The 26,095-nt window shown below is 29.0% G+C and carries 23 protein-coding genes and 1 other annotated feature; of the genes, 19 read left to right on the top strand and 4 right to left on the bottom strand.

All coding sequences use genetic code 11. The features are described 5' to 3' along the window. The first annotated feature begins 21 nt into the window (after window positions 1-21). The 15 genes from topA (at window position 22) to KGF36_RS05035 (ending at window position 19,131) form a co-directional block, all read left to right on the top strand. A complete protein-coding gene (topA, locus tag KGF36_RS05105) occupies window positions 22-2,109 on the top strand; it encodes a type I DNA topoisomerase (protein WP_227827169.1) in 2,088 nt (695 codons plus the stop codon). Window positions 2,110-2,272: 163 nt separating this feature from the next. Then, window positions 2,273-3,058, top strand: coding sequence for a GTP-sensing pleiotropic transcriptional regulator CodY (gene codY, locus KGF36_RS05100; protein WP_227827170.1), 786 nt, complete (start codon window positions 2,273-2,275; stop codon window positions 3,056-3,058). Between the two features lie 115 nt (window positions 3,059-3,173). Next, on the top strand, window positions 3,174-4,439 hold the full coding sequence (locus tag KGF36_RS05095; RefSeq protein WP_227827171.1) for a replication-associated recombination protein A: 1,266 nt from the start codon (window positions 3,174-3,176) through the stop codon (window positions 4,437-4,439). A 30-nt stretch (window positions 4,440-4,469) separates the two neighbouring features. Continuing rightward, window positions 4,470-5,240 carry a GNAT family N-acetyltransferase gene (locus KGF36_RS05090; RefSeq protein WP_227827172.1) on the top strand — a complete coding sequence of 257 codons (771 nt, stop codon included), beginning with the start codon at window positions 4,470-4,472 and terminating at the stop codon, window positions 5,238-5,240. Window positions 5,241-5,349: 109 nt separating this feature from the next. Beyond that, the gene (locus tag KGF36_RS05085) at window positions 5,350-5,799 is read left to right on the top strand and encodes an RrF2 family transcriptional regulator (protein ID WP_227827173.1); all 450 of its coding nucleotides are present in this window, start codon (window positions 5,350-5,352) and stop codon (window positions 5,797-5,799) included. A 17-nt stretch (window positions 5,800-5,816) separates the two neighbouring features. Further along, entirely contained in the window at window positions 5,817-7,010 is a 1,194-nt protein-coding gene (gene nifS, locus KGF36_RS05080) for a cysteine desulfurase NifS (RefSeq protein ID WP_227827174.1), read from the top strand. 55 nt (window positions 7,011-7,065) lie between these two features. Further along, the gene (gene nifU / locus KGF36_RS05075) at window positions 7,066-7,506 is read left to right on the top strand and encodes a Fe-S cluster assembly scaffold protein NifU (protein ID WP_227827175.1); all 441 of its coding nucleotides are present in this window, start codon (window positions 7,066-7,068) and stop codon (window positions 7,504-7,506) included. Window positions 7,507-7,833: 327 nt separating this feature from the next. After that, window positions 7,834-10,674 (top strand): cell wall-binding repeat-containing protein, encoded by a 2,841-nt coding sequence (locus KGF36_RS05070; RefSeq protein ID WP_227854588.1) that lies wholly within the window; start codon window positions 7,834-7,836, stop codon window positions 10,672-10,674. 146 nt (window positions 10,675-10,820) lie between these two features. Then, entirely contained in the window at window positions 10,821-11,900 is a 1,080-nt protein-coding gene (gene mnmA / locus KGF36_RS05065; protein ID WP_227854587.1) for a tRNA 2-thiouridine(34) synthase MnmA, read from the top strand. 141 nt (window positions 11,901-12,041) lie between these two features. Beyond that, window positions 12,042-12,285: a binding site (T-box leader), on the top strand. Between the two features lie 67 nt (window positions 12,286-12,352). After that, window positions 12,353-14,992, top strand: coding sequence for an alanine--tRNA ligase (gene alaS / locus KGF36_RS05060; protein WP_227827178.1), 2,640 nt, complete (start codon window positions 12,353-12,355; stop codon window positions 14,990-14,992). Between the two features lie 24 nt (window positions 14,993-15,016). Then, window positions 15,017-15,274: an IreB family regulatory phosphoprotein gene (locus KGF36_RS05055; RefSeq protein ID WP_003419418.1), complete on the top strand. Its 258-nt coding sequence runs from the start codon at window positions 15,017-15,019 to the stop codon at window positions 15,272-15,274. 9 nt (window positions 15,275-15,283) lie between these two features. Next, window positions 15,284-17,455, top strand: a complete 2,172-nt coding sequence (locus KGF36_RS05050; protein WP_227854586.1) for a hypothetical protein — start codon at window positions 15,284-15,286, stop codon at window positions 17,453-17,455. A 151-nt stretch (window positions 17,456-17,606) separates the two neighbouring features. After that, a complete protein-coding gene (gene ruvX / locus KGF36_RS05045) occupies window positions 17,607-18,032 on the top strand; it encodes a Holliday junction resolvase RuvX (RefSeq protein WP_227827180.1) in 426 nt (141 codons plus the stop codon). 77 nt (window positions 18,033-18,109) lie between these two features. Beyond that, window positions 18,110-18,397, top strand: a complete 288-nt coding sequence (locus KGF36_RS05040; RefSeq protein WP_009889069.1) for a DUF1292 domain-containing protein — start codon at window positions 18,110-18,112, stop codon at window positions 18,395-18,397. Window positions 18,398-18,672: 275 nt separating this feature from the next. Beyond that, a complete protein-coding gene (locus KGF36_RS05035) occupies window positions 18,673-19,131 on the top strand; it encodes a Fur family transcriptional regulator (RefSeq protein ID WP_227434196.1) in 459 nt (152 codons plus the stop codon). Between the two features lie 120 nt (window positions 19,132-19,251). Here the strand turns inward: KGF36_RS05035 and KGF36_RS05030 are convergent, their stop codons facing one another. Continuing rightward, complete coding sequence (locus KGF36_RS05030; RefSeq protein ID WP_227827181.1) at window positions 19,252-19,989, bottom strand: metal-dependent hydrolase; 738 nt, start codon at window positions 19,987-19,989, stop codon at window positions 19,252-19,254. 216 nt (window positions 19,990-20,205) lie between these two features. On the opposite strand from KGF36_RS05030, the gene KGF36_RS05025 reads away from it, so the two are divergent. From KGF36_RS05025 to KGF36_RS05015, 3 genes are all read left to right on the top strand, one after another. After that, window positions 20,206-21,882, top strand: a complete 1,677-nt coding sequence (locus KGF36_RS05025; protein ID WP_227827473.1) for a ribonuclease J — start codon at window positions 20,206-20,208, stop codon at window positions 21,880-21,882. Window positions 21,883-22,083: 201 nt separating this feature from the next. Then, the gene (locus tag KGF36_RS05020; protein WP_227434199.1) at window positions 22,084-22,284 is read left to right on the top strand and encodes a CD1290 family small acid-soluble spore protein; all 201 of its coding nucleotides are present in this window, start codon (window positions 22,084-22,086) and stop codon (window positions 22,282-22,284) included. A gap of 53 nt (window positions 22,285-22,337) precedes the next feature. Further along, window positions 22,338-23,501, top strand: a complete 1,164-nt coding sequence (locus KGF36_RS05015) for a D-alanyl-D-alanine carboxypeptidase family protein (RefSeq protein ID WP_227434200.1) — start codon at window positions 22,338-22,340, stop codon at window positions 23,499-23,501. A gap of 114 nt (window positions 23,502-23,615) precedes the next feature. Here the strand turns inward: KGF36_RS05015 and KGF36_RS05010 are convergent, their stop codons facing one another. From KGF36_RS05010 to KGF36_RS20140, 3 genes are all read right to left on the bottom strand, one after another. Next, window positions 23,616-24,038: a DUF2000 domain-containing protein gene (locus KGF36_RS05010; RefSeq protein WP_227434201.1), complete on the bottom strand. Its 423-nt coding sequence runs from the start codon at window positions 24,036-24,038 to the stop codon at window positions 23,616-23,618. A 3-nt stretch (window positions 24,039-24,041) separates the two neighbouring features. Beyond that, entirely contained in the window at window positions 24,042-24,896 is an 855-nt protein-coding gene (locus KGF36_RS05005; RefSeq protein WP_227854585.1) for an AraC family transcriptional regulator, read from the bottom strand. A gap of 207 nt (window positions 24,897-25,103) precedes the next feature. Further along, window positions 25,104-25,238, bottom strand: coding sequence for a hypothetical protein (locus KGF36_RS20140; protein ID WP_255287758.1), 135 nt, complete (start codon window positions 25,236-25,238; stop codon window positions 25,104-25,106). A 258-nt stretch (window positions 25,239-25,496) separates the two neighbouring features. Between KGF36_RS20140 and KGF36_RS05000 the strand changes: the two genes are divergently transcribed. Further along, window positions 25,497-26,093: a site-2 protease family protein gene (locus tag KGF36_RS05000; RefSeq protein WP_227434204.1), complete on the top strand. Its 597-nt coding sequence runs from the start codon at window positions 25,497-25,499 to the stop codon at window positions 26,091-26,093. Window positions 26,094-26,095 lie beyond the last annotated feature (2 nt).

The raw sequence follows: 26,095 nt of genomic DNA, 5'->3' as shown, positions 1-26,095 counted from the left end.
GTAGTGGGGGTGTGTGGTTTTATGGCCAAAACATTAGTCATCGTAGAATCGCCTGCAAAAGCTAAGACTATAGAAAAATTTTTAGGTAAAAGTCATTATACAGTGAAAGCATCAGTTGGTCATGTCAGAGATTTGCCTAAAAGTAAATTAGGTGTAGATATAGAAAATAATTTTGAACCTCAATATATAAACATACGAGGAAAAGGCGACGTAATAAAAGAATTAAAAAAAGAAGCTAAAAAATCTAAACAAGTGTATCTAGCAACTGACCCCGATAGAGAAGGTGAAGCTATATCATGGCATTTAGCTCATATACTAAATTTAGATGAATCTGATGATTGTAGAATTGAGTTTAATGAAATAACTAAAGATGCAATTAAAAAAGCAATTAAGCATCCTAGAAATATTGATATAAACTTAGTAGATGCACAACAAGCTAGAAGAGTATTGGATAGACTTTTAGGATATCAAATAAGCCCTATATTATGGCAAAAGGTTAGAAAAGGGCTTAGTGCAGGTAGAGTACAATCAGTAACAACAAAATTAATTTGCGATAGAGAAAAAGAGATAAAAGCGTTTATTCCAAAAGAATATTGGACAATAGATGTTGAAGCAAAGACATTAAAAGATAAAGATATAACTTTAAAATTTTATGGCAAGAATGATGAAAAAATTGAATTAGAAAATGAAGATGCTGTTAATGAAATACTAAAAGAAATGGAAGGAAAGGATTTAAAAGTTGAAAAGATAGAATCTAAATCAAGACGTAAATCAGCTCCAAAACCATTTACAACAAGTATGCTTCAACAAGAAGGTGCAAATAAGTTGTTTTTTACTACTAAAAAAACAATGATGATAGCACAAGAATTATATGAAGGTATAGATATAGAAGGTGAAGGCACTGTTGGTCTTATATCATATATAAGAACTGACTCTAAGAGAATATCTGATGAAGCAAAAGAAAAAGCTAAGGATTATATAATAAGTGACTTAGGTGAGAATTACTATAAAAATCCTGTAGAGAAAAAAGAGAAACCAGATACTAAAAAGGTTCAAGATGCACATGAGGCAATAAGACCAACTTCCGTTGATAGAACTCCTGATAGTATAAAAGCTTCATTGAGTAAAGACCAATATAAGCTATACAATTTAATTTGGAGAAGATTTATAGCAAGTCAAATGGAGGATTCAGTATTCGATATACTAAATGTAGAATGTAAGGCTGGAGATATTGTATTTAAAGCTACTGGTTCAAAAATGAAATTTGATGGATATACTAAGGTATACAATTTTTCAGAAAGAGAAGATAAGATTCTACCAAGTATAGAAAAAGGAGATATATTAAGTATAGAAAATATATTGCCAGACCAACATTTTACACAACCACCAGCAAGATATACAGAAGCTAGTTTGGTAAAAACATTGGAAGAGCTGGGAATAGGTAGACCAAGTACGTATGCTCCAACAATAGCTACTATATTAAATAGAGAATATGTTGAAAAGCAAGGCACAAGTCTATGTCCAACAGAACTTGGAATAATAGTTACTGATATTTTAGAAAATAATTTTCATAAATTTATAGATGTAGATTTTACTGCTGATATGGAAAGCAAGCTTGATGTTATAGAAGAAGGAAATACAGATTGGAAAGAAATTGTATCTGAAGCATATGCACCACTTAAGGAAGCGATTGAAGAAGCACTTGAGAATATAGAAAAAATAAATATGGATGAAGAAACTGATGAAATCTGTGAAAACTGTGGTTCTAATATGGTTATAAAATATGGTAGGTTTGGAAAGTTTATGGCTTGTAAAAACTATCCTGATTGCAAAACGACTAGACCAATTATGAATAAAATTGGTGTTAAATGTCCAAAATGTGAAGAAGGAGAAATTATCCTTAGAAAATCTAAAAGAGGGAAAGCTTTTTATGGATGTTCTAATTATCCAAACTGTGACTTTGTAGCTTGGAATAAGCCAACAGGAGAGTTTTGTGAAAAGTGTGGTTCATATATGGTTGAAAAAGTGACTAAATCTGAAACGAAAACAGTATGCTCCAATAAAGAATGCAACAAAGAGTCAAAAGAGCATAATGACGGAAAAGAGTGAAAATTGAAAAAAATCACATAATTCTCTTGAAAAAGGTTCCAAACTATGATAATCTTTCAAGTGTAAACAACTAATATAAAAATAAATTTTCATTAAGAGTGAGAATAATATTAGAAAATATAAAGGTTATTAAAAGGCCTAAATTTCATGAGGAGATGATTAAATGGCAAGTGAAGTATTACAAAAAACAAGAAAAATAAATAAAACATTACAAACAAGTGGTGGAAGTAGTGTCTCTTTTGATTTACTGGCCGGAGCATTAGGAGATGTATTAAATTCTAATGTTTATGTAGTAAGTGCAAAAGGTAAAATTCTAGGGCTTCATTTAAATGACATTGAAGATAGCTCAGTTATAGAAGACGAATATACTAAGCAAAAAAAATTCTCAGAAGAATATACTCAAAACTTATTAAAAATTGATGAGACACTAGAAAACTTAAATGGTGAGAAGATATTGGAGATTTTCCCTGAAGAGCAAGGAAGATTACAAAAATATACTACTGTAGTACCAATACTAGGAAGTGGACAAAGACTTGGAACATTAGTACTTTCAAGATATTCAATGTCATTTAATGATGATGATTTAGTGATAGCTGAATACAGTGCAACTGTTGTTGGTCTTGAGATATTAAGAGCAATAGGTGAAGAATTAGAAGAAGAAATGAGAAAAAAAGCTGTAGTTCAAATGGCAATAGGCACTCTGTCCTACTCCGAGCTTGAAGCAGTTGAACATATTTTTGCTGAATTAGACGGTAAAGAAGGCTTACTTGTAGCAAGTAAAATAGCTGATAGAGTTGGTATAACTAGGTCAGTTATAGTAAATGCACTTAGAAAATTTGAAAGTGCAGGTGTGATAGAATCAAGATCATTAGGTATGAAAGGAACTCATATAAGAATACTTAATGATAAACTTACAGATGAATTAAAAAAATTAAAAAACAATCAATAATCTAAATTTTATAGATTGTGATTAGAAAAGGTATCTATTTCAAATAGATACCTTTTTTAGACGGATTATTGGGATAATAATCATTAAATACTTTTTTTAGAATAGGAGTGGGAATATGCCTTTAGCAGATAAAATAAGACCAAAAACAATGAATGATGTAATAGGTCAAAGTCATATAATTGGTAATGGAAAAATACTGTCTAAGATATTACAGACTAATTTTTTACCAAATATGATATTTTTTGGTCCACCTGGTGTTGGAAAAACTACTGTAGCAGAAATTATCGCAGAAAAAAGCAATAAAAATTTTTATAAAATAAATGCCACTAATTCATCACTAGAAGATATAAAAAAGGTAATAGCAGAACTTGGAAGTATAAATAATATAAATGGGGTTTTACTATATATAGATGAGATACAAAGTTTTAATAAAAAACAACAGCAGTCGATATTAGAATTTATGGAAAATGGTAGTATAACTTTGATTGCTAGTACTACAGAAAATCCATATCATTATGTATATAAAGCTCTTCTAAGTAGGTCGACTATATTTGAATTTAAGCCTTTAGAAAAATTAGATATAGAAAAAGGATTAAAAAGGGCAATTGAAGTTTTAAATGAAGATAGTTATATGGATATTGAATGTAATAATGATGCTATTGAGGATATAGCTATTATATCTGATGGAGATATGAGAAGAGCCTTAAATGCTTTAGAAGTAGTAGTTTATTCAACTAAACCAAATAAAGATAACATAATCTATATAGATTCAGATGTAGTAAAAAAATCTACATTTAATAAAATTATAAACTATGATAAAAATGGTGATAGTCACTATGATATTTTAAGTGCATTTCAAAAATCTATAAGGGGAAGTGACCCACAGGCATCCATACACTATTTAGCAAGACTTATAAAAGGTGGAGATTTAATAAGTATCTGTAGAAGACTTTTAGTAATAGCTAGTGAAGATATAGGTTTAGCTTATCCAAATGCAGTTGTCATTGTAAAAGCGTGTGTAGATTCAGCTATGCAACTTGGATTTCCTGAAGCAAAAATACCATTAGCAGAAGCTACTATTCTTTTAGCTACATCACCAAAATCTAATTCTGCATGTATGGCAATAATGAAAGCATTAGATGAATTAGATAGAGAATTTGTTAAAGACATACCAAATAGTATAAAAGATGCTCATTACTCTGGTTCTAAAGATATAGGTAGGGGATGTGGATATAAATATCCTCATAACTTTAAAAATCATTATGTAAAACAACAGTATTTACCAGATAGCATAAAAGATAGTATTTACTACATACCACAAGAAAACAAAACTGAGAAAAATATAAAAAAATATCTAGAGTATTTAGATAGCGATTTTTAAGTTGAATTTTATGTATCGGGGGTAGATATTATGATTATAAAACTTAACTCAAGTTATCATAGTAGAGTTATGAAATATTTAAAAAAAGAACCTGAGTACAATTTATTTATAATAGGGGATATTGAAAGATATGGATATGGAAATAACTTTTTAAATTTATGGGCAGATATAGGTTTAAATGGTGAAATCAGAGCAGTACTACTCAAATACTTTGAATTTATGATGTTTTATTCAGATGGAGAGTATGATGTTGAAGGATTTTATGAATTGCTTTGTGACACTGATTACGAAGAAATTTCTGGAAAAATAAGTGCTGTAGATGCTTTAGCAAAGCGATTAGGACTTAATAATTTAAAAATAGTTGATTTTTGTAAGCTTCAAACTAAAAAATTTTTAGTTGATAATCATTGTAATGAAAAGGTCAAAAGAATTAGACTTGGAAATCTAAAGAAAACAGTTAGGCTTTATGATTTGATAGATGAATTCCACAGTACAACTTTAGATAGTTTAAAAAATGGTTTAAGAACAGGTAGAGGATATTGTATAGAGATTAACAAAGAAGTGGTATCAATGGCAAAGAGTACATCAGAAAATAGGACTCATGCAATGATAATTGGCGTAGGTACACATCCTAAATATAGAGCTAGAGGGCTTGCTACAAAATGTTTAATTAAACTATGTTCAGAACTTTTAAGAGAGAATAAAATGCCTTGTTTGTTTTATGATAATGAAGAAGCTGGAAAGATATATAAAAAATTAGGATTTGAAGACATTGGAAAATGGGGGATTTATTCAAAATAAAAAAATTAAAATTAATCTTGACAAAATTAGTAGGGTATAATAAAATTATGTTGAAAGTAATTCCTACTAAAACAGTATGAATTAGATTTCTATATAGAGGTGATAATGTATGAAGTTGTCTACTAAAGGTAGATATGGACTAAAGGCAATGTTTGAATTAGCATTAAATCAAGATAATGGTCCAGTGTCATTAAAATTTATTGCTAAAAAGCAAAAAATATCGGACCAGTACTTAGAACAAATATTTTCATCTTTAAAAAAATCGGGTCTAGTAAAAAGTGTAAGAGGTGCTCAAGGAGGGTATTTGCTCTCAAAAAATGCTGAGGATATAACAGTAGGAGATATACTTGTAGTATTGGAAGGTCCAGTTGCATTATCTGACTGTGTACTAGATGAAGATGTCTGTGAAAACTCAAACATGTGTGTAACAAAAATAGTTTGGGAAAAGATGAAAAAGGGTATAGAAGATGTTATAGATTCGATTACTCTTAAAGATATGATAAATGACTATAACAAAAATAAATTAGAAAATGATATAACAAATATAACTATAAAATAGATTTGGAGATGAATGTAATGGAAAAAAGAAGATTGTATATGGATTATTCTGCAACAACACCTGTTAAAAAAGAAGTATTAGATGCAATGATGCCATACCTAACTGATTATTTTGGTAATGCATCTAGTTTTCACACATTCGGAAGAGAAGCAAAAGATGCTTTAGATAAAGCAAGAGAACAAGTAGCAGCCCTTATAAATGCTGAACCTAGTGAAATATATTTTACAGCAGGTGGTTCAGAAAGTGATAACTGGACATTAGAGGGTGTAGCTTATGCTAATAAAAATAAAGGTAATCATATAATAACTTCAAAAATAGAACACCATGCGATACTTCATACATGTGAATATTTAGCAAAACATCATGGATTTGAAATAACTTATTTAGATGTTGATAGCGAAGGAAAAATTGATTTAAAACAATTAGAAGATTCAATAAAAGATACTACTATACTAATAAGTATAATGTTCGCAAATAATGAAATAGGAACTATACAACCTATTAAAGAAATATCTGAAATAGCTAAAAAACACAATATATTATTCCATACTGATGCAGTACAAGCTTCAGGTAATATTCCAGTAGATGTTAAAGAACTAGGAATAGATTTAATGAGTATGTCTTCACATAAAATATATGGACCAAAAGGTGTTGGAGCTTTATACATAAGAAAAGGTGTAAGACTTCATAACTTTGTTCATGGTGGAGCACAAGAAAAAAGCAAAAGAGCAGGTACAGAAAATATACCTGCAATAGTTGGATATGGAAAGGCAGCAGAATTAGCTAAAGCAAATATGCAAAACCATGTTGAGACTTTAACTCGTCTTAGAAATAAGTTAATAGATGGTGTTTTAGAAAGAATACCTTATACAAGAATAAATGGTAGTTTAGAAAATAGATTGCCAGGAAATGCAAACTTTGCATTCCAATTTATAGAAGGTGAAGGAATACTTTTATTATTAGATATGTTAGGAATTGCTGGTTCAAGTGGTTCTGCATGTACTTCTGGTTCATTAGACCCTTCACATGTACTTCTTGCAATAGGTTTACCACATGAAATAGCACATGGTTCATTGAGACTTACAGTTGGAGATTTTACAACAGATGATGATATAGATTATATATTAGAGAATTTGCCAAAAGTTATAGAAAGACTTAGAAGTATGTCACCACTTTACGATGATGCAAAGAAACAAGGCTTAGTAAAATAGACAAAGAAGATAAGACACAAAAAGTAGGCATAAATTAATGTAGGAGGAAAAAACAATGCAATATAGTGATAAAGTTATGGAACATTTTATGAACCCAAGAAATATGGGAGAAATTGAAGATGCAAGTGGTGTAGGTGAAGTTGGAAATCCTACATGTGGAGATATAATGAAGATATTTTTAGACATAGAAGGAGACATAATAAAAGATGTTAAGTTTAAAACATTTGGCTGTGGTTCAGCTATAGCAAGTTCTTCTATGGCAACTGAAATGATAAAAGGAAGAACTATAAAAGATGCATTAGACCTTACAAATAAAGCTGTTGCTGAAGCTTTAGATGGTTTACCACCAGTAAAAATGCACTGTTCAGTTTTAGCAGAACAAGCTGTAAAAGCAGCACTTATAGACTATGCTAAAAAGAATAATATCCATATACCAGAATTAGATGGATATGTTATAGATGATGCTCATGACCATGATGTTCAGGAAGAAGAATAAAATAAGGAATAATTTTCCAAAAAAAGTTTAAAATTATTTTAAAAAAGTGTATAATAGTATAGTAAGATGAAAAATAGCCGTTTTAAAGAAAACGGCTATTTTTTATTGTACAAACTACCATTCTAGCCCGTTTTGAAAATCAATCAAATAATAAAAAAATATACACATCCATAATATTTAAACATTAAAAAATATAAAAAATCTCAACAAATCAATTGTTTACAAGGATTTCATATACAAATATACTTTTAAAAAATTTTACTTAAAAATGCTATTTTTCTTTAAAAAGGCACATTTCAACTAAATACAATATTAGGGGGAACAGTTATGAAAATACCAAAGAGGATAGCAGCAATACTTACTATATCATTAGTAGTTAGCAGTGCGACAGCAGGCATGTCAAGTGCTCAAACAAACAGTGATACACTTAAATGTTCAGGTCGATGGGAAACTGCTATACAAATAAGTAAAAAAGGATGGGATACATCTAAAAATGTAATATTAGTTAATGACAATACTATAGTAGATGCATTGACTGCAACTCCTTTTGCTGGTTCTAAAAATGCACCAATTCTTTTGACACAAAATAATAAATTAGATGATAGGACTAAAGCAGAAATAATAAGGTTAAAAGCAGAAAAAGTATATTTAATAGGTGGGACAAAAACTTTAGGTTCAGAGGTAGAGACACAATTAAAATCATTAAAAATTGATACAGAAAGAATCTCAGGAAATGACAGATATCAAACTTCTTTAGAAATAGCTAAAAAATTAGATGAGTCTCTTGGAAGAAAAGCAAGTAGTAATATTTCAGAGATAGTTGTAGTTAATGGAGAAAAAGGTCTTGCTGATGCAGTAAGTGTAGGAGCTATTGCAGCTCAAAATAAAATGCCAATAATTCTTTCTAGTCCAAAAGATGGAATAAAACAATCAAGTCAATTTATAAAAGATAAAGGTATAAAGACATCTTATGTAATAGGAGGAGTGCAGTCAATTTCGGAAGTTACAAAAAATACTTTACCTAGTCCTAAGAGATTATCAGGAAATGATAGAAATGAAACTAATGCGGCTGTTATAAGTGGATTATATAGTTCAAAAGAGCTGAAAAATGCGTATATAACAAAAGATGGTATGAATAAACAAGGAGACCTTATAGATTCATTAGCAGTGGGTTCATTGGCGGCAAAAAATAATTCACCAGTAGTTTTAGTTGGAAATAAATTAAATAAAGAACAAGAAAAAGTATTAAATACTAAGAGCTTAAAAACAGTTACACAAGTTGGTGGTTCAGGCAATGAGACTGCTTTCTCTGAGATAAAAAAATCACAATCTACAACAACATATGAAGTTAAAAATGTAGAAGAGTTAAAAATAGCTTTAGCTAAAGCGGATGCAAATGATGTTATAAATATTAAGCCATCAGGAACTATGTCAAATGATTTGTCATTGAGTACAAATAATTCAATTTCTGTAAATTTAAATGGTACATATACAGGTACAATAGTAGTAACTGCTCCAAATGCAGATATAGTAAATAAAGGTACAATAAATAAAGTTTTGGTTAAGGATAGTAAAGGTGGAACAATAATAAATGAAAGTGGAGCAAAAATAGAAAAAGTAGAAATACAAAATAATTCTAGCAATGTTGTAGTTAAAAACAATGGAAAAATAACAAACATAAAAAATGATGCTACAGGAACAAATATAAAAAATGAAGGAACAATAACTGACAAAGTAGAAGGTTCTCAGACTCCAAGTGTAGATGGCACTAAACCAGGTGGAAGTTCATCTGGAGGCTCTTCATCAAGTGGAGGAAGTTCAAGTGGTGGTTCATCTGTAAAAGATAAACTGATAACATCAATAACAGCACTTGATAATTCAATAAAAGTACAAAATGTAGAAAATGGAACGGAATTAAGTAAATTAAACTTACCAAAAGAGTTATCAGCAACTGTGTCTGGAGTAGCGAATACAAAAGTAGGAGTAACTTGGAAAAGTACACCAGAATATGCTAGCCAAGTAGCAGGAAAGTATATATTTAGTGCAAGCTTATCAAGTGGATATAAGCTTGCAGAAGGAGTATCAATTCCAAGTATTACAGTAACAGTATCTGAACCTGTTAAAGTGGAGACAATAAAGGTTACTGATACCGATACATTAGAAAAAGCACTTGCTTTACAAGAAGATGGTCAAGTGTGGGAAATAAGTGGACAAATAGATGTTAAAAAGCCAGTTGTTATAGATAAAAAAATAATTATAAATGGTATTAATGATGCTGAATTGAAAAAAGCTGTAGAATTTACTGATACTAAACCAGGCTACGAAAATATAGTAACAATAGACAGAAAAGATGGTGTAAAAATAAACAATCTAAAAGTAACAGGCTTAGATTCAGATAAATTAAACAAATCAGGAATGCATGTTTATTTATCACAAAATGTTGAATTAAACAATGTAACTTTAAATAATAATAAAGGAGCAGGTTTAATAGTAAATGGTTCAGCAGTAATAGCTTCAAACCTTGTAACAAGTGGAAACGGATGGTATGGAGTCAATGTAGAATATGTAAAAGATGATGGAATTGTAAATGAAACTAATGCAAGACTAGATTTAATAGGTGATTGCAAGATAAGTGAATATACTCCAATAAAAACTGATAACTATGATAAAGATAAAGTGATTGTTAATGGATATGGGGATTGTACATTATCACAAGATTCAAAAATTGCTACTTGGGGTAAAGCTTCTATCACTATAAATGAAAATAATGATATAGCTAATATAACGGAAGAAAATAAAATAGATGAGGGTGAAAATGGTAGCATACCTAAATTTGAAAGTGTAGAGGGTAGAACACCTGTAGATATTACACTAAATAAAGGCAAAAATGATTATAACAATGTAAGAGTTCAAATAAAACCAGAAGATGATTCAGCAGATTTAGATGGAATACAACTAATTGCTAAAGATAGCAACGAAAATTGGTTTAACATAGTAAAAACAGGATGGGGACCAATGGAAGGTTTTTTATTACAAGATGCAACAACACCTGTTTATCTAGTTGGAAATAAAGAAGGTACTTATAAGGTGAAAATAGAACTAGTTGATGTTAGTAATTCTAATAATATAATAACAGAAACAACAGCGTCAGTAGTAGTAGTTAAATAAATATAAAATCATTCTTAAATCTTTTAAAATTACTTAATAACATTATTTTTTTTAGAAAATAGAGCAAGCTATATTTTAAATAAATACAATGCTTGCTCTATATGGTATAATAATAAGTAATGCAAAAGATGAGGTGAAATTTGTTTATGAATAAAAAAGTAATGATAGGTATGAGTGGTGGAGTGGATAGCTCTGTAGCTGCATATATTTTAAAACAACAAGGATATGATGTCATTGGTGTTACTATGAAATTATGGCAAGACGATGACGAAGTTGAAAATGAAGGTGGTTGTTGCTCTTTATCAGCAGTTGAAGATGCTAGAAGAGTGGCAAATAAAATAGGAATACCATTTTATGTTCTAAATTTTAGAGAAGTATTTAAAGAAAAAGTAATAGATTATTTTATAGATGAATATTTAGAAGGAAAAACTCCTAATCCTTGTATAGCTTGCAATAAACATATAAAATTTGATGATTTTTATAAAAGAGCTAGACAAATAGGGTGCGATTATGTGGCTACAGGTCACTATGCAAAAATAGAAAAAGATGAAGATACAGGAAGATATTTATTAAAAAAATCTGTTACAGATAAAAAAGACCAGACTTATGCACTTTATAATCTTACACAAGAACAATTAAAACATACACTACTACCAATAGGTGATTATGAAAAGGACAGAGTAAGAGAAATTGCTAAAGAAATGGGAATGGCAGTTCACAATAAACCTGATAGTCAAGAAATTTGTTTTGTTAAAGATAATGACTATGCAAATTATGTAAAAAAACATTCTGAAAAGCGTATTGAAGAAGGTTTTTTTGTAGATACTAAAGGAAATATACTTGGAAAACATAAAGGTATACTATACTATACAATAGGACAAAGAAAAGGTCTTGGAATTACTTTTGGCAAGCCAATGTTTGTAGTAGATATAAATCCAATAAATAATACTATCGTTCTTGGAGACAATGAAGAATTATTTAAAAAAGAACTTATTGCAAAAGATGTTAACTTTATATCAATAGATAAATTAGAAGAACCATTAAGAGTTCAAGCCAAAATAAGATACTCAGCAAAACCATCGCCAGCTACTATTTATAAGGTAGGAGAAAATACTATTAAAATAGTATTTGATGAAGCTCAAAGGGCTATTACAAAAGGTCAATCTGTTGTAATGTACGATGGAGATATTGTCGTAGGTGGAGGAATAATAGAGAAAAGTTTATAAAAATCTCTAAGAAACTTATAAAATAAGTAATATAGTCTATAAATCTAAAACAAAGTTTATAAAATAAATTTATTGTATATGAAAATATAGTATTGATTAATTTTGTAAAATTTAGTAATATAATTATTATATTAATTAAAAATAAATACAGTGATAAGGAATAGTAAAGTATTTGATGTCTTACAGAGAGAGGGAACATGCTGAAAGCCCTTAGAATAAAATATTTGAAGCAGCCTTTTAGTAGCAATTTTGAACAATGTACCTTGAATTAAAAGGTAGATTTAAGTAGAGATTGACGGTAGTTACGTTATAGCTAAGGTTTTCCGAAGATATCATAATTTTTTATGATAATTAGGGTGGTACCGCGATTGTCCTCGCCCCTATAAATTTATTTATAGGGACGAGGTTTTTTATTTAAACGAAAAAATATAATTTATTAGGAGGAACATAATATGGAAAAGATGGGACTAAACGAGATAAGAAGTAAGTTTTTAGAATTTTTTGAGTCAAAAGGTCACTATGTAGCAGACAGCTATTCTTTAGTACCAAACAATGACAAGAGTTTATTGCTTATAAACTCAGGTATGGCACCTTTAAAAAACTATTTTTCAGGTGTAGAAGTACCTCCAAGTTTAAGAATGTGTACATCTCAAAAATGTATAAGAACAGGAGATATAGAAAATGTAGGTATAACTGCAAGACATGCTACTTTCTTTGAAATGATGGGTAACTTCTCATTTGGAGATTACTTTAAAAGAGAATCAATTAAATGGGGATGGGAATTTATCACAGAATGGCTAAGTATACCAGAAGATAAAATATGGGTAACTGTATATGAAGAAGATGATGACTCTTATGATATATGGGCAAAAGAAATGAATTTCCCAGAAGATAGAATGGTTAGACTTGGTAAAGATGATAACTTCTGGGAGATAGGTACAGGTCCTTGTGGTCCTTGTTCAGAAATATATTTTGATAGAGGAGAAGAATATGGATGTGATAATCCAGACTGTAAACCAGGCTGTGATTGTGACCGTTACCTAGAATTCTGGAACCATGTATTTACTCAGTTTGATAGAGATGAAGAAGGAAACTACAGTCTATTAGAAAGTAAAAATATAGATACAGGTATGGGTCTTGAAAGAATGGGATGTATCATGCAAGGTGTGGATACTATCTTTGAAGTAGATACGATTAAGTCTATATTAGAAGCAGTTGAAAAGTTAACAGGAGTAAAATATGGAGAAAATCCAAAAAATGATATATCAATAAGAATAATAACTGACCACATAAGAGCTGTAACATTTTTAGTTAGTGATGGAGTACTTCCATCAAATGAAGGAAGAGGCTATGTTCTTAGAAGACTTCTTAGACGTGCTGCTCGTCATGGTAAACTATTAGGTGTAAAAGAATTATTCTTACAAAAACTAATAGATGAAGTTATAAAGGTAAATGATAAAGCATATCCAGTTTTAGTTGAAAAAGAAAGTTATATTAAAAAGGTTGTTGGAATAGAAGAAGAAAAATTCAATGAAACTATAGACCAAGGAACAGAAATATTGAACTCATATATAGAAGTATTAAAGAATGAAGGAAAAGCTGTTTTAAGTGGTCAAGAAGCCTTTAAACTGTATGATACTTATGGATTCCCTATAGACTTAACTAAAGAAATTTTAGAAGAAGAACATTTATCTGTAGATGAAGAGTCTTTCAATGAAGAAATGGAAAAACAAAAAGAAAGAGCTAGAAATGCTAGAGGAAATATGGATGGAGAAAGTTGGAAGGAAGACCCTCTATCAAAATTAGAATCTACTATAGATAGTATGTTTAATGGATATAGTGAATTATATGGTGAAGGAACTATTGAAGCTATAGTTAAAGATGATGAGTTAGTTCAAAATGCAAAAGAAGGTGATAAAGTATCCATAGTACTAGACAATACCACTTTCTATCCTGAAGGTGGAGGACAAGTTGGTGATTGTGGATTAATAACTAATGAAAATTTAGTAGTGGAAGTATTAAATACTAAAAAAGGTGCTAATAATAGTATAAAACATATAGGTATAATAAAATCAGGAAAAATAAGCAATGGAGATAGAGTAAAGACATTAGTAGATAGAGATGTTAGAATGTCTGCTGCAAGAAACCATAGTGCTACACATTTACTTCATAAGGCATTAAAAGAAGTATTAGGAGAGCATGTTAATCAAGCTGGTTCTTTAGTTACTCCAGATAGATTAAGATTTGATATTACTCATTTTGAAGCTATATCAAATGAAGAATTAAAAGTGATAGAAGAAAAAGTAAATAATGTTATTTTATCATCTTTAGACATAAAATGTGATATTATGAATATAAAAGAAGCAAAAGAAAAAGGAGCTACAGCACTATTTGGTGAAAAATATGGTGATGAAGTAAGAGTAGTTTCTATGGGAGATTATTCTACAGAACTTTGTGGAGGAACTCACTTGACAAATACTTCTCAAATAGGAATGTTTAAAATCTTGTCTGAAGGTGGAGTAGCAGCAGGAGTAAGAAGAATAGAAGCAATAACAGGAAAAGCTGTTTATGAATACTTAAAAGAAAAAGAAGGAATTATATCTGAAGTTTGTGTAAATTTAAAATCTAAAGAAGATAATTTAATTCAAAGAATAAGTTCTTTATTAGAAGAAAATAAAAATTTATCTAAAGAATTACATGATATAAAGACTAAAATGAGTTTACAATCGGCTGATTCTATTTTTGATTCTAAGCTTGAAGTAAATGGAGTTAACTTAATAACTAATAAATTTGAAGGTATGGATATGGATACACTAAGAGAAACAGCAGATAATTTAAGAGATAAGCTTGGATCTGGTGTAGTAGTATTGGCAAATATAGTAGATGATAAAGTTAACTTTGTAGTTACTGCTACTAAAGATGTATTAGATAAAGGAATACATTCAGGTAATATAGTTAGAGAAGTTGCAAAAATAGCTGGAGGAAAAGGTGGAGGAAGACCTAATATGGCACAGGCAGGAGCTAGTGACATATCTAAGGTTGACCAAGCTCTAAGCTATGCAAGTGAGGTTATTAAGACACAAGTTAAATAACATTCACTTAAGGAGGGTTTTAGTTTGGAAAAAGATTTAGACTATACTATGAAATTTGAAGGAATACCAGAAGATAGAATGAGTGTGGGAGACACAATAGATTTTGTATATAAAGCACTAGTTGAAAAAGGATATAACCCTATAAATCAAATTATAGGGTATCTCCTTTCTGGTGATTCTAGTTATATAACTAGTCATAAAAATGCAAGAGCTATAATTAAAAAATTTGAAAGAGATGAGATACTTGAAGAAGTAATCACGCACTATCTGAATAGAAAGTAGGTCAAATAAATGAGAAAAAAGATTATGTCATTGTTGGCAGTAGTTATTATGATTTTTGTATCAATTGCTAGCTACAGTTCTGCTGAAGAAAAGGGCAAAGTCATATTTATTGATATGAATAGGACCAATCTTGGAAGTATGTTGAAGGTTCCAATCTTAAAGAGTGAGCTAGAAAAAAGAGGCCATATAGCTCTTATGAATATAAGAGGGGATCAAGGTACTGATGATAGAAGGTCTTATGCTAGTATGGGTGCAGGAACAAGAGCTGATGTAACTACTGAAGACTATATCAATTTTCAAAAAGTAGACCAAGATACTGCTAAAACTTTTGAAGTTGCAACAGGTCAAAAAGCTAAAGAGATAAATAATTTAAGTATTAATAGGTCAATAAATGAAAATCTAGAGTATGGAGAATATGGAGCAAGCTTAGGTTCATTAGGAAAAACTTTATCAGAAAATGGGCTAAAAACCTCAGTAATTGGAAATGCTGATATAATTGAAAATAATCAATTGGTTAAAAATAGAAATTTATGTTTAGTTGCTATGGATCAATATGGAAGAATTGATTCTGGTAATATTGATGATATTAATAAAAAAGATTCTAAGATGCCGTTTGGAATAGCTACGGACTACAATAAGTTATTAGATGAAACTAAAAAGTCTTATAAAAATAGTGATGCTATATTTGTAGAGCTTGGAGATACATATAGATTAGATATGTATAGATTGAATCTAAATGATAATACTTATGCTGCAATGAAGAAAAATATTGTAAAAAATATAGATAAATACCTTAAAGAAGTATTTTCTATGGTTGGAGAAAATGATACTGTTTATATATCAAGTGCTTTTCCAAGTGATTTAGATTATAAAAATAAGAGAAGACTTTCTCCAATAATAAAATTTAATGGAGAAGGAAAAGGTCTATTGGAGTCTGCTACAACAAGAAAAGCTGGTATTGTTGCAAACTTAGATGTTGGAGTGGACATATTAAATGAATTTGGTCTTAAAAATGATGAAATGGTAGGTAGAAGTTATACTTTGGTTGACAGAGAAGATAATGCTAATTACCTACAATCACTTTATAAAAAGATAGTATCTATATCATCTATAAGGTCAAGTATCATAAATGGATTTGTAGGTGTAATATCTGCTTCTTGGGTAATTGCAATGTTTGCAATATTCTTTAGGAATTATATGCCACATAAAGAGCGTGTATTCAAAGTACTTAAGGAGTTTATAAAATTGGGTATAATAATGCCTCTGTCATTTATGTTGGCTCCTTTAATGAATTTTAAGACCCCAATCACAATATCTTTGGGCATATTTGTAACTACACTAGTGTTATACTTATTAGGTCGAAAGTTATTTAAAGACAATGATATAAAACATATGGGATTTTTTGCAACACTGACTATTTTAGTAATAGTTATAGATTCTGTATTTGGAACGTACTTAATGCAAAATAATATAATGAGTTATGATGCTGTTATTGGTGCCAGATACTATGGTGTAGGAAATGAGTATGAAGGTGTAACCATAGCAAGTGCAGTATTTGGTTTAGCAGTTTTATTACATTACAAGAAGGTTTCTAAGCCACTTGTTGTAATATTTTCATTAATAATACTTATAACTAGTGCATATCCTTCTATGGGGGCAAATGTTGGTGGAGCGATATCAGAATGTGTAGCATATTTGTTGTTTATAATGCTTATATATGATGTTAAACTAGACATTAAAAAAATTGCATTATTAGCTATTTCAGCTGTAATTGTTGTTTGTGCATTTGCAGCTCTAGATATAATCTCTGGTAGTGAATCTCATTTAGGGATGTTTGTACAACGAATTTTCTTAAATGGACCAGGGGAGATATTACAGACATTTGGAAGAAAAATTCAAATGAATATGCAATTAGCACAGACAAGTGTATGGGTAAATATTTTACTTGTGGGAATTGGTGTGATTGCAGTACTTATATTTAAACCATCTAGACATTTTAGAAAGATAATGAATAATTTCCCAATTTTGTTCAAAGGATTCATTGCATCTATGGTTGGTTGTATAATTACTCTTTTAGTTAATGATTCTGGTATAGTTGCTGCATCTACAGCATCTATATATATACTTATACCACTTATAATAATAAGCATAAACATGATAATATTTGAAAAAAATAACTAAAAATTTTTTAATGCATATATGCTTTGAATAAAAAATTGCAATATGATTATTAATGTAAACCAAACAGCTTACATCAAAAATTCATATTGCAATTTTTGTAATTAATGAAATGTATATGGTTTATAAAATAAGGTAAATAAAAGGAGAAAATATGTTAGATGGAAGAATAATGGGTCTTGATGTTGGAGATAAAACTATTGGAGTTGCTGTAAGTGATTTAATGGGATTAACTGCACAAGGTATAAAAACGGTAAGAAGAGTTGGCAAGAAGAAGGATATTGAAGAATTAAAAGCTATAATAAAAGAAAAACAAGTAAATAAAATTGTGTCAGGATTACCAAAAAATATGAATGGTACTTTAGGACCACAAGGAGAAAAGGTAATTAAGTTTTGTGAATTATTGAAAGAAGAAACAGGAATTGATGTAGATTTTTGGGATGAGAGACTTTCTACAGTAGCAGCAGAGAGGTCTTTGTTAGAAGCAGATGTTAGCAGACAAAAAAGAAAAAAGGTTATAGATATGTTAGCAGCAGTAATAATTTTACAAGGATATTTAGATTTTAAAAGAAATTCATAAAAGAACTATAAAATTGAATACTTATGATATATAATATAAATAATAAAAATAAAAATAAATTTGAGGTGAATGACATTATGGAAGAAAATATAATAAATTTAATTGATGAAAATGGTGTAGAAAGCCAATTTGAAATAATATTAACATTAGAAGCAGAAGGAAAAGAATATGCAATATTAATGCCTTTAGATGATGAAGAGGCTGAAGAAGCTTTAATATTTAGAATTGATGAAGATGAAGAAGGAGAAATACTAATACCTTTAGAAAGTGATGAAGAGTATGAAACTGTTGTAGCTGTATATACTGCTATAATGGAAGAAGAAGGTTTAAATTACGATGAAGATGAATCAAATGGACTTAACTAGGTAAATAATTAAGTTTGTATATAAAAAATCAGGTATTTTACTGTATTTACTTTAATTAAGAATTATTAATTGTAAAAAGTATTTATAGTATATATCTGTTTTTTTATTTTTTATTAAAAAATTTATAGATTTTGGTGAATAATATATCTTTTATGGGTATATATTTATATTATGAGAAGAAATTAAATTTTTTCAAATGTCTTGACAAAAAAAGAATTATCAATTACAATATTACTTAATAAAGATTATCAATTGAAAATAGTAAGGGTGATGTTATGGCAAACACAATGGATTTATTAAAAGACAAGTTAAAAGAAACTGGTTTTAAGATTACGCCACAAAGAAGAGCAATAGTTGAGATATTGCTTCAACATGACCATTCACATTTAAGTAGTGAAGAAATCTATGATTTAGTTAGGGTTGACTGTCCTGAAATAGGTCTAGCTACTGTATACAGAACAATGCAGTTATTAGACGAAATAGGATTAATATCAAAACTAAACTTAGATGATGGGTGTATAAGATATGAGATTAGTCTACATAAAGAAGACTGTCATAATCATCATCATCTTATTTGTAAAAATTGTGGAAAGATAATGGAAGCTAAAGAAGACCTTTTAGACAATATAGAAAAAGAAATACAATCATTGTACAAATTTAAAATACTTGATCATGATGTTAAATTTTATGGATTATGTGATGAGTGTAATAAAATAAGTGATTCAGAAGAATAGTTCTTCTGTAATTTAATGTCGATGGAAGAATAGTATAGAACTTTTATATTCTATGCTATTCTTCCATTTTTTATTATAAATTTGGATATATAGTATAAAGATAAATAGCTTTAAAGCTTTTTATAATTTTAATATTGAAAATATAATTAATCCTATAAGTATGAAAATAAATGATTTTTCTATAAAATTACTAAATGGTCCTCCGACTGTTAAAAATCCTAAGGAAATCTTTTTTTCACTTAGTGGATAAAAAAGTGGTATTCCTTGTTTTGTAAATAAATCCCCTAAAAACATATGGCTTGCATAGCCAAGTGTTCCATAAAAAGATAAATTATTAATACTAGTGATTAATTCTATTTGTTTTAGTAAAAAATATATTATGATGGTTGCAAATATACTATGAGAAAAGCTTCTGTGCTTTAGCCAGGGGAAAATTGACAACATTAGACAAAAAATTATAAAATATATTTCAACTTCTACGATGTATAAGCATATAGCTAATAGTATAAATATTAATGATAGAAAGATTTTTCTCAGAAATGTATGGGTTAGTTTTGCCTCAATAATTATAATTGCAACAAATGTAATTATTGCACTTAAATAAAAATTATCATTTATATTTATTGAAATAAAGAAAATAATAATATTAATAGCGTATATAAAAATTCTATATATGTATTTGGATATATTGTTTTTTAGAATGAAATTTGAGACCATAGAATTAGATTTATCCAAATCGGGCAGTACTGCAAAAGTAGCTGAAACTAAAATATCTACTAGAGATATAGGAATTTTAAAAATTAAAGATGTCTGGATAGCTGTTAAAATTCCTATTGCACAATGAGTTTTACCACGCATAAATCCTCCTAAAATATCAGATATTAAATCATATAATATTTAGAGGATATCAAAATAAAATAGGTTTGTCAAAATAATACGTTAAATGTATTTTAAATATAGCTTAAAATATGATACGAATTATGGTACAATAAGAATAACTGGTAGCGAGTGCGTGATTTGATATTATTTAAGATTGTAGAACGTGTTAAAAAATTAAATAGACAGAAGGAGATGATGCAATTGTTCAAAAAGAACACCAACAAGATAAAGGTAATGGCTTTAGGTGGACTTAACGAAGTTGGAAAAAATATGACTGTTGTTGAGTATAAAGATGAAATAATTGTTATAGATGCTGGACTTAGTTTTCCAGAAGATGAAATGTTAGGGGTAGATATAGTTATACCAGACATAACTTATTTAGTCAAAAACAGGGATAAAATAAAGGGTATATTTATTACACATGGACATGAAGACCATATAGGAGCTCTTCCATATATACTAAAAAAGATAAATGTTCCTGTATATGGAGCGAGACTTAGTATAGGTCTTATACAAGTAAAATTGAAAGAACATAAGATGAATAATGTTAAGTTAAATGTCATAACTCCAAGACAAGTTATAAAGCTTGATAATATGGAAGTAGAGTTTTTGAAAAATAACCATAGTATACCAGATGCTTACTCTATTGCAGTACACACAGACCAAGGGATAATATACCATACAGGAGACTTTAAGATTGATTTAACTCCAATTGATGGTGATGTTATGGATATGCATAGAATCTGTGAGTTAAGCAAAAAAGGAGTTCTTTTAATGTTAGCAGATAGTACTAATGCAGAAAAACCAGGATTTACTATGTCTGAAAAAACTGTTGGAGTAGGTCTTGATGAGTTATTTGCAAAGGGAAATGGTAGAAGAATTATAGTTGCTACGTTTGCATCTAACATACACAGATTACAACAAATAATAAATACCGCTGAAAAGTTTAATAGGAAGGTTGCTATATCAGGTCGTTCAATGGTAAATGTAGTTGGAGTTGCCAAGGAATTAGGATATTTAGATATTTCTGATGATATGCTAATAGATTTAAATGATATATACAAGTATGAAGATGGCGAGTTAGTGATAATAACGACTGGTTCACAAGGTGAACCTATGTCAGCTCTTGCTAGAATGGCTTTTTCAGAGCACAAAAAAGTAGAAATAAAGAGTGGCGATTTAGTGATAATATCCGCTCATCCAATACCAGGAAATGAAAAATTAATATCAAGAGTAATAAACTTCTTATTTGAAAAAGGAGCAGAAGTAGTATATAGTGATATAGCGGATATACACGTTTCTGGACATGCCTGTCAAGAAGAATTAAAGCTTATACATGCATTAGTTAGACCAAAGTTTTTTATGCCAGCTCATGGTGAATATAGAATGTTAAAAAGACATGCTGAAATAGCTGAACAACTTGGTATGGACAAGGAAAATATTTTTGTCATGCAAACAGGAGATGTTTTAGAGTTAGATAAGAACTCTGCTAAAGTAGCAAATCGTATACAAACAGGAAACATACTAGTTGATGGATTAGGTGTAGGAGATGTAGGTAATATAGTCTTAAGAGATAGAAAGCATTTATCAGAAGATGGTCTTATGATAGTTGTAGTAACTATTTCTAAAGATGAAGGTAAAGTTTTAGCAGGTCCAGATATAATATCTAGAGGCTTTGTGTATGTAAGAGAGTCTGAAGATTTAATGGATGGAGCAAAGGATATAATCAAAAACGTTCTAAACGAGTGTGAAGAGAAAAATATTAAAGAATGGGCTTATTTAAAGAATAACATTAAAGAAAACCTAAAAGAATATTTATATCAAAAAACTAAGCGAAATCCAATGATACTTCCTATAATAATGGAAGTATAGGATATAAAGTTTATAAAATTGAAAAGTAGACCTCTTGTAATTTTTAAAATGATATCAAAAAATTAAATTGATATCATCTTAAGAATTACAAGGGGTCTTTTTAATATTGAAAAATTTACATATTACATAAAATACCAATTATAACAATCTTTTATTAGTAAAAACTACTTATATATAAATTTTATTAATAGGAGGATATTTATGGATAATATTTCAAAACAAAATGCTAGAAAAGCTTTAAAACAAACTAAGATGGAAATAGCAGGAGAATATGGAATGAATTATGAAGATGCCTTTGAAATAATAGAAAATGCATCTAATAAAGGTGTTTTAGAAGGTTATTTTAAAAAGCTTGAAAAGAAAAAAAATTTAGGTCAAGGTATATCTAGGCATTTAGAATAAAAAAAGTTAATTGTGAGAAAATAAGTTTAAATAAACTTTAAGAGGTGACATCTATGAAAAAATTAGCTAGTACTGCTTTGGCTATATTACTTGCATTTACTCCTTTGAGTTTTTCTTTTGCAAATAGTAAGGACAATGCTGATGCCAACCAACTAAATATATCTTCAAAATCGGCAATTTTGATGGATGTTGGTAGTGGACAAATTTTATATGAAAAGGATGCTCATAAAAAGCTTCCTCCTGCCAGTGTAACAAAGGTAATGACAATGTTACTTATTGTAGAAGCTTTGGATTCAGGTGATATTAAACTTGATGATGAAGTACAAGTGAGTGAAACTGCATCTAGTATGGGTGGTAGTCAAATATTTTTAGAGCCAGGAGAAACTCAAAAAGTTGATACTTTATTAAAAGGTATAGCTGTTGCTTCTGCAAATGATGCCTGTGTAGCTATGGCTGAACACTTGGCTGGAAGTGTTGAAGGATTTGTTGATAGGATGAATTCTAAAGCAAAAGAGTTAAATATGAATGATACTCATTTTGCAAATACAAATGGACTTCCAGTAGCAAATCACTATACATCTGCTCATGATATAGCTTTAATGTCTAGAGAATTATTAAAACATGAAATGATAAGCAAATACTTAACTACATGGATGGATAAGGTTGTAGTAGGTAAAAAACAAGTTACAGTAGGTCTTGCAAATACTAATAAGCTTATAAAGCATTATCAAGGAGCTACTGGTGTTAAAACTGGATTTACTCAAGAAGCTAAATATTGTCTATCAGCATCAGCAAAAAGAGGTAATACTCATTTAGTTGCGGCAACTTTAGGTGCAGAAACTTCTCCCGAAAGATTTAATGATGCATCTAGTCTTTTAAATTATGGATTTGCAAATTATGAAAGCGTTAAGCTATGTAGTAAGGGAGATAATATTGCTACACTTACATTAGATAAAGCTGATGAAAATAAAGTCAAATTAGTTGCTAAAGAAGACTTAAATGCTCTTATTAAAAAAGGAAGTTCTAAAAAGTTTGAAAAGAAAATAGAAATAGTAAAAAATCCTAAAATGCCAATTAAAAAAGGTACTGTTTTAGGAAAGATAAAGATATGTAAAGATAAAAAAGTAATAGGTGAAGTAGAATTAATAAATAATAAAGATATAAATAAGGCAAGTTACCTACAAATGCTTCAAAGAATAATTGATAATATGATATAATCACTTGTGATAAGATAAAACTATAATTCACATAAAAAATGCCCGTATAGAAGTACTATATGGGTATTTTTATTTAGTCTATTAAAAGTTGTTATAATCATATGCTTACAATGATTATCTAAGTAAAGGCATGCTACCTGTAAGTTTATTTACTTGCTTTTTATTTCCATATATTCCTATACCAAAATACTGTAGTTCGTCTTCTTGGACAGTGGCAATTTTTTGTGTGAATTCCTCATAAATATTACAACCTTGTGCAACATCTGAAAAATCTACAACAGTTAATCCTTCAAATTCAGGAGTATATAATTTTTTACGTAAATTCTTTATAATTTCTTTGTTTCCTTTTAAGATAGGTACAGGTATAGCAACAATTCCTAAATGATTATTACCTGTTTTGTCAACTACATCTGGACCTACTATTTCTGGAGTATACTTACCTAGTGTAACTCCCATTACCGCTGCTGTATTTGATATAATTCCCATTGGTAAATTTTCATCTATTACCATAACACATTTCACATTTTTATTTTCCATTTTTTAATTCTCCTTTTCATCTTCTTTAGAGTTATTTTTATCATTGTTTATAAATATATTTTGATATTGTTTAGGTGTAAGACCAATAAAGTTTTTAAAGAAATTTGTAAAGTGACTTTGGTCTACAAATCCTGTTTGTATAGCAGCATCTATGGGTTCTATTCCATTTTCTAAAAGTTTCTTAGCTTTATTTACTCGTATATTTTCAAGGTATCTGTAAGGTGTAATGCCTTTTAATTTTGTAAAATTACGAAGTAATGAGTACTTATTCATTTTTGCTAGATAACTTAACTCATCAAGTGCTATACGTTCAGCATAATTATTTTCTAAATAATCACAGACTATTTGAATTTCTGTACTTATTTTTTCTGAGTTAGACTGCAAAACTGGTTCTGTATATTCATTTATTACTTGTTCAATTAGGAAAAAGAATATTTCTTCTTTTTTAAAATCTAATTGTTCTTCCATAATTATATGATGTAGTTCTTGTAGTAAAGGTACTAATTCGCTACGAAATATTACCTGCTGATTAAACTTAGGTAAATAATTTTTCCCTGTAATTTCTAAGACAGCTTTTTGCATTATTTCTGGTTTAATATTAATACATCTATAATCAAGAACTTCATTATCTATTTGTTCACAAGTATGACTATCAAAAGGATTAAAAAGTAATAAATCTCCTGTGCTTGTAGTATACTTTTTGTTTTTGCATGATAAATATCTTTGACCTTTCTCTATAAAACCAATTACATAGTGTTCATGAAAATGGTTTGGAAAATTTTGCATGATACCTTTGAATCTATATGCTTCAACTTCTAATTCACTATCAAAACATACTGTGCGTTTTTCTTGTTTCACCTGAACAACCTCCTTTCATATTGTATAAAGTGTAACATATATTTTTTTGTACTTCTTGTATGATATTGACTAAAAACTAATAACAACTAAAAAAATGACAACTTAATTTTTTTAGTTGTCAAATTAAATAATATTTATATGTAATTTATTTTGCTAACCGATTAAAGCTTCTGCCTTTTTCTTTACAAATAGCTAGTTATTAAGTATTTATTCAGTTGCAATAACTTCGTCTAACATGTTCCCATAAGAAGCAAATTCTTTTATAAATTTTAATACAAGGGCTGTATCTGATTCAATTGTGTATATAAATTTCAGTTCATTATTTTCTACAGTACTATTCATTTTGTTACTCTCTTTATTTGTAATACACGGATAAGATAACAACAATGTCAGTTTATGTCAATATAATATTATACTACCAATAAGTGTAATTATTATATTTTTACAGCTAATATGATATAATAATAAAAGTTATAAAATAAAAAATGAATTTTAATTTTATGCCTGTATACACAATTATTATAATATAAAATAATTTTGATTATAAGTTATTTAATTGTTATAATAGTATTAAAAATTCAATTTAGGAGATGTACATTAATGTTAAGTATGAATATAGGAGAAATCGTAGCAAGTTTGGTTGGTATAGCCATGGCAATATCAATACATGAGTTTGGTCATGCATACTCGGCACATTTATTAGGTGATGATACAGCTAAGGCTTATGGAAGAATGACATTAAATCCTGTAAGACATGTCGACCCAATTGGTCTTTTGGCTATGTTTATTCTTAGAATAGGATGGGCAAAACCAGTCCCAGTAAATCCTAATAACTTTAAAAATTACAAGATAGGCAATTTGATAGTTTCACTTGCAGGTGTTTTCTGTAATGTTCTGACTGCTATAGTCTGTGTCATTATAAATAAATATGTGCACATGTATGCGATAAATACAATAGCTGAATATGTATTCTTATATAGTATGGGATTTGCTGCTTTTAATTTACTTCCTATACCTCCACTTGATGGATGGGGAGTTATATCTACACTTGTTCCATATAAATGGAATGAATATGTGTATAAATTTGAAAATATGAGTTATATAATTTTGTTGATTGCTTTATTTACAGGTATATATCAAATAATATTAACACCAATATATACCGTATTACTAAGAATAGTATATTTATTTGTTTAATA

The organism is Clostridioides sp. ZZV14-6009 (genome assembly GCF_020658095.1).
Lineage (GTDB): Bacteria > Bacillota > Clostridia > Peptostreptococcales > Peptostreptococcaceae > Clostridioides.
The sequence above is the reverse complement of the archived record's forward strand: the minus strand, read 5'-3'. Positions and strand labels throughout refer to the sequence as shown.